Origin of the sequence: Kluyvera sp. 142486 (assembly GCF_046569695.1) — a bacterium.
Taxonomy (GTDB): domain Bacteria; phylum Pseudomonadota; class Gammaproteobacteria; order Enterobacterales; family Enterobacteriaceae; genus Kluyvera.
On sequence record NZ_JBKHUI010000001.1, the window covers coordinates 457909 to 463932 of the forward strand.

General features: G+C 56.1%; 6 protein-coding genes. 3 read left to right on the forward strand and 3 right to left on the reverse strand.

Translation table 11 applies throughout. The annotated features are described in order from the left end of the window. Together ACLGE8_RS02240 and nasR are read right to left on the reverse strand one after the other, a co-directional pair. The gene (locus tag ACLGE8_RS02240) at nucleotides 1-1257 is read right to left on the reverse strand and encodes a CmpA/NrtA family ABC transporter substrate-binding protein (protein ID WP_410996069.1); all 1257 of its coding nucleotides are present in this window, start codon (nucleotides 1255-1257) and stop codon (nucleotides 1-3) included. Nucleotides 1258-1465: 208 nt separating this feature from the next. Next, nucleotides 1466-2683, reverse strand: coding sequence for a nitrate regulatory protein NasR (gene nasR / locus ACLGE8_RS02245; protein WP_410996071.1), 1218 nt, complete (start codon nucleotides 2681-2683; stop codon nucleotides 1466-1468). 70 nt (nucleotides 2684-2753) lie between these two features. Here nasR and ACLGE8_RS02250 point away from each other — a divergent pair, with 70 nt between their 5' ends. Then, nucleotides 2754-3107 (forward strand): DsrE/DsrF/TusD sulfur relay family protein, encoded by a 354-nt coding sequence (locus tag ACLGE8_RS02250; RefSeq protein ID WP_035891545.1) that lies wholly within the window; start codon nucleotides 2754-2756, stop codon nucleotides 3105-3107. 276 nt (nucleotides 3108-3383) lie between these two features. Next, the gene (locus ACLGE8_RS02255; RefSeq protein ID WP_185669711.1) at nucleotides 3384-3629 is read left to right on the forward strand and encodes a DUF1883 domain-containing protein; all 246 of its coding nucleotides are present in this window, start codon (nucleotides 3384-3386) and stop codon (nucleotides 3627-3629) included. Between the two features lie 42 nt (nucleotides 3630-3671). Here the strand turns inward: ACLGE8_RS02255 and ACLGE8_RS02260 are convergent, their stop codons facing one another. Further along, nucleotides 3672-4334, reverse strand: coding sequence for a gamma-glutamylcyclotransferase (locus ACLGE8_RS02260; protein WP_395594390.1), 663 nt, complete (start codon nucleotides 4332-4334; stop codon nucleotides 3672-3674). A 364-nt stretch (nucleotides 4335-4698) separates the two neighbouring features. Between ACLGE8_RS02260 and chaA the strand changes: the two genes are divergently transcribed. Then, complete coding sequence (gene chaA, locus ACLGE8_RS02265; protein WP_410996073.1) at nucleotides 4699-5799, forward strand: sodium-potassium/proton antiporter ChaA; 1101 nt, start codon at nucleotides 4699-4701, stop codon at nucleotides 5797-5799. Nucleotides 5800-6024: the final 225 nt, after the last annotated feature.

A 6024-nucleotide genomic window follows, 5' to 3' on the forward strand; every position in this document is an offset into this window, starting at 1 on the left:
TCATGCCCCTGTACGTTGAATGGCGAAACTGCGGGCGTATCCAGCGGGGTCAGCCCCGGTCCAGACAGAACCGTCGATTAACTTGCTGCTGCGCAGGGTTTGCGTTGGGACGGCAACGCCGCCAACCGCCTGCGCCGCCTCTTTCCAGACATCAATACGGTTAATGCGCTGGGCGACGGCCAGGTAGTCCGGGTCACTTTTCAGCAGGCCCCAGCGGCGGAACTGGGTTAAGAACCACATGCCGTCGGAGAGCCACGGGTAGCTCACCTCACCCTGTTCGAAGAAGCGCATCGGGTGCGCATCCTTCCAGCGGCGACCGATACCGTTGTCGTACTCCCCCAGCATTCGCCCGGTGAGGTACTGTTCTTTGGTGTTGAGCCAGCCACGATGAGAGAGGATCTGCGCGGTTTCGCGTTTGTTATCGTCAGAGGCGTCAATCCAGCGGGCGGCATCCATCAACGCGGCTACCAGCGCACGCGCGGTATTTGGGTTTTGGTCCACCCAGTCACGGCGCGCGCCGAGCACTTTTTCCGGATGCTCCGGCCAGATGTCCTGGCTGGTGGCAGCGGTAAAACCGATGCGATCGTTAATGGCGCGGGCGTTCCACGGCTCGCCGACGCAGAAGCCGACCATGTTGCCGATGCGCATATTCATCACCATCTGCGGTGGCGGCACCACCACTGTGCGCACATCGTCAAACGGGTTGATCCCGCCGCTCGCCAGCCAGTAATAGAGCCACATGGCGTGGGTGCCGGTCGGGAAGGTGTGGGCGAAGGTATAGGTGCCCGGCGCGCTTTGCCCGACCAGAGTTTTCAGCGCACCGAGGTTGGTGACGCCCTTTTCCTGCAGATCGCTCGACAGCGTGATCCCCTGACCGTTTCGGTTGAGGGTCATCAGGTTCGCCATCGGCTGCGGTTTCGCCGCCACGCCCAGCTCCAGCCCGTACAGCAGGCCGTAAAGCACATGCGCCGCGTCAAGCTCGCCGTTAACCAGCTTGTCGCGCACCGCCGCCCAGCTGGCCTCTTTGCTCGGTACCAGCGTAATGCCGTACTTTTTGTCGAAGCCTTTCAGTGAGGCAATCGCCAGCGGCGCACAGTCGGTCAGCGGAATAAAGCCCACCTTAACCGTCTCTAGTTCCGGCTTATCGGAACCTGCAGCCCAGACCGCCTGAGTCATGCCAGGCAGCAGCATAGCGCCGCCAAGTGCCGCTCCCGCCTGCAACAGACGTCGCCGTGATAGTGAAACCGTTTCGCCCATACTCGCTCCCGAATGCAAAAAAAAAGCGCCCGGCAATGCTTACGCATTGCAGGACGCCTTTATCCTCGTGGTGTACAGGCCGCCATTGGCCCGCCACCGACTATTTACTTTCTGACTTAACTAATGCAATTCAGATGCCAGTTTTCAGACCGTGATATTCGGGGAAAAACGTGCGCTCGATCGCTGTTTTTGCACCGACGCAAGGCATTCATGCCCGTTCATTGTGCAACGGCGATGCCGGTTCGTTCTGCCACAGCGCTTTCACCGCCAGCAGTGCGCGGGCAATTTCCACCATACGCTGGTTCTTATCCATCGCCATTTTGCGCAGGCAGTGCCAGGCCTGTTCTTCATTCATCTGCCGATGGGTCATCAGCACGCTTTTGGCTTTATCAATTAACCTACGCTCCTCCAGCGTATCCTTGAGCGAGGCCAACTGGCCGGAGAGCTGCTCCAGCTCCCTCGCCTGCTGGCGCACCAGCGGCAGAAGCTGGCGGTCGAGATGCAGCATCAGGTTATCACTAGCCGGATCGTCGCCAGTCGGATCCAGCGCCTGCCGTTCTTCATCATCGAGCAGCAGGTCATCCACCGCCGACATCAGCTCGCTAATCAGCGCCTCTTCCAGCCCGCGCATCTGCTCCAGACGCTGGGTTTGCAGCTGAAACCAACGCAGCGCGCTGGCACCGTCATCCGCCGGGGGCTGGCGAGTACAGGCAATGCGCCGCAGTTGTTCAATGGCGATACTCGCCTGACATTCGGTATAAAACAGCATCTTGAGCGGGCTGGTCGCCAGCGATAAAAAGCTGTCAAAGCAGGGCTGCTGACCGTCGATACGATCCACCAGGCGTTGGCGCAACTCGCTGCTAAAGCTGCCCTGCGCAAACCCCTGCGCCCCCAGCGCGCGCTCCTGACCCACCAGCTCTTTTCCCTGCATAAAGCTGTACAGCGCCACCAGCCGCCCGGCGAGCGTCGGGTCATCGATACTGTCGTTGAGCTGCGGGATGATATTCAGCAGATGGCGGATAGTGCGGTTGAACTGGCTGGTTGCCGTTTCCGCCGAGACCTGCAGGCTGGCAACGCTCTCTCTCAGCGACGGTAACTGCTCCAACGACCAGACGGCTCGGGCAATACGCTGGCATAAACCGCTGGCGGAGGGTAAGTACTGGGGCTTGAGATGGGCAAGCAGTTGACGGTTCTGTTCATCCACCAGCGCGGCGCTGGCGCGACGCTCGGCAGCGTACAATCGCCCCTGTGAACATAACCAGATGTTGGATGCCCCGCGTTCACACTGTAACATGTGCACCACGTGGCTTAGCTGGCTAACCAGTTGCCCCTGCTGCGCCAGCTGCCGGAGCTGTACTTTCTGCACCTGACGCGCGTAACGAAACCACTCGATAGCGCCGGGTGTATCATCTTCACGGTTTATCATGCGCTCTCCCGTTAGAGGATTTTCTTACCATCCTAACGTCTAGCAATAACCGTGCCTTAAAGGAGTTCAGATGCAACGTATCGTCATTATCGCCAACGGTGCTGCCTACGGCAGCGAATCCCTGTTCAATAGCCTGCGTTTAGCCATTGCCCTGCGCGAGCAGCAGGACGATCTGCAGCTGCAGCTTTTTCTGATGTCTGATGCCGTGACGGCGGGCCTGCGCGGGCAGAAACCGGCGGAAGGCTACAACATTCAGCAGATGCTGGAAATTCTCACCGCTCAGGGCGTGCCGGTGAAACTGTGTAAGACTTGCACCGACGGGCGCGGCATCACCGCCCTGCCGCTGATTGACGGCGTCGAGATTGGCACGCTGGTAGAACTGGCCCAGTGGACGCTGGCGGCCGACAAAGTGCTGACCTTCTAATTTGGTATCGCCAACGCCCCCATCAGCGTAGCCCGCTAAAATCAGAGCCATTTAAAGGATATTATTTCACCTTTGCGACATCCCTCACATCTTTATCACGATAGCTGAATGGTTTCAGGGACATTGTCATTTTTGTTGAAGTGTTACGGCATTTTTTGATCAAAATCAGCATCGGTGAGGTCAGGGTTTGGTGTTATGCGGTGAGTGATTTGTGAACAACATCACAGGCAGGATTAAGGCGTAGGGAGTGCGCAGACTCATTTGCAGCGGGGTATTTTGGCGATGGTAAAGGCAAGTTTGACGTTATTTGGTGGGGATACGGTAGTGGTGCGTTGTTCAGAGCGTTGCCATATTCATTTAATGAGCACGCAGAAGAGTACCAGCAGCAGCGGTTCCGATATTTTAAGCGTGCAGAACGAAGAGAAAGCGTATCTGACCGTGCCTTACAGTGGCACCTGGAATGTGCTGATCGACAGCCACAGCCAGTCTCTTGAACACTCCATCAGCTACGTTGCCGCCTGATGATTCACCCCGGAAGCACGCACTTCCGGGGTTTTTATTGACCTACTTCCCAGCCACCAGATGCCGCACGTTGTTAATCAGCTCATTCAGGCCGTCGTCCGGCATTCCCAGCTTCTGTAACTCCTGCTCCAGCGAGAAGAGATACTGCGCATTGGTTCCCAATGGTCCGCTAGCACGGGCAATCAGCGGTGCGATCAGCTGCACGCTGGTATCAGACTCATACAACGGATGACGCGGGTCCATAATAAACACCAACGCATTGACCGTCCGGCCATCATCGAGCGCCAGCTTGCACCAGGTCGGCAGGTAGCAGCCGGTGATCATCTCTCGCTTCCACAGCAGCGACAGCTCGTTTTCAATTTCATCATCCGGCAGACGGTAAGCCACTCCTGTGGTACGCCCGCCCTCTTTCAGCGCCAGCATACGCCCTGGCTGACAGGCGCTGCCGCGCCCCGCCGTCAGGCGCAAACAGAATGCCCGATGCCAGCCCACCAGCGTACCGGTTACCGACTCGCTAAAATTCAGCGCCGGGTTCCACATCAGAGAGCCATAGCCGAAAATCCATACCGGCCCATTATCTGGCCGACAGGCCAGCGTCGCCGCCAGCGACGCCGCACGCTGTTCAGCAGACCAAAGCAGAGATTCCTCAATGGCGCCAAACGCCGTTGTACAATCCGCCTTCATTAAGAAATCACGCGTTAACACTTTAAACCTCCACCGCCACTTCTCTTCCCTGCTTTACATGCGTTCTTACGGGAACGGATGGCGACCTCCGGAGCTGTCTTTGATGAAATATTATCCAGCTTTATGGTTCAGGATGCAATTTGTCTCCCATTGCTCTCCGCTGCTCAAGCCGGTTTTACCGATAAGTAAAATAGGAAAACCAGCGCATTAATACGCTGTTATTTAAAAAATATTTAGTCAGTATTTTATATTATAGCCATCTATTAGAAAAAATGGCGCTATGGGTAAACTTTAGTAAAAGATCGCAATCCTGGTGGAAAAATTTGTTAATTTACGCAGCTGATTTTTTCTATAATTATAAATACCTGCAGATATGGAGACAAACATGACCCACGTACAAGAGGCGGTGAAAACTCGCCATAAGGAGACGTCGCTCATTTTCCCGTTGGTGGCGCTGGCAATTCTGGCCTTCTGGGGAAGCAGCCAGTCATTGCCAGTGGTTATCGCCATCAATGCCCTGGCGCTGGTGGGTATTCTGAGCAGCGCCTTTAGCGTTGTTCGCCACGCGGACGTTCTCGCACACCGTTTAGGCGAGCCCTACGGCTCTCTGATTTTAAGCCTTTCAGTGGTTATTCTTGAGGTAAGCTTAATCTCAGCGCTGATGGCGACGGGCGATGCCGCACCAACGCTGATGCGCGATACGCTCTACTCCATCATTATGATTGTGACCGGCGGTTTAGTCGGCTTCTCGTTATTGCTCGGCGGGCGCAAGTTTGCCACGCAATATATGAACCTGTTTGGTATTAAGCAGTATTTAATTGCCCTGTTCCCGCTGGCTATTATTGTGCTGGTATTCCCGACCTCGCTGCCGGGCGCTAACTTTACTATTGGCCAGTCGCTGCTGGTAGCCCTCATTTCTGCCGCCATGTACGGCGTATTTTTGCTTATTCAAACCAAAACGCACCAGAGCCTGTTCGTCTACGAGCATGAAGATGACAGCGACGACGACGACCCGCATCACGGTAAACCGTCGGCACACAGCAGTCTGTGGCATGCGGTATGGCTGATTGTGCATCTGGTTGCGGTTATCGCGGTCACCAAAATGAACGCCAACCCGCTGGAGACACTGCTGACCAGCATGAATGCGCCGGTTGCCTTTACCGGCTTCCTGGTGGCGCTGCTGATTCTCTCCCCTGAAGGGCTGGGCGCATTGAAGGCGGTGCTGAACAACCAGGTCCAGCGCGCGATGAACCTGTTCTTTGGCTCGGTGCTGGCGACTATCTCGCTGACGGTGCCGGTGGTGACGCTGATTGCCTATATGACCGGGAATGAACTGATGTTTGGTCTTGGCATGCCGGAGATGATTGTGATGGTCGCCTCGCTGGTGCTGTGCCACATTTCGTTCTCAACCGGGCGTACCAACGTGCTGAACGGTGCGGCGCATCTGGCGCTGTTTGCGGCGTATCTGATGACGATTTTTGCCTGAGTGCTATCCCCGGCGGCGCTTCGCTTGACCGGGCTACACGCCGTTTGCAGGACGGATAAGACACACCGTGTCGCCATCCAGCAACCGCAATAAAAAAAGCCGACCCAGAGGTCGGCTTTTTTTATCCATTTGACCCGTCCTGAATAGCGTTGACACGTTCCTGACTTAAATCCGGAGAACGTGATGATGACTGAGTTCAAACGCACCCAACGTGATTATTCTCTA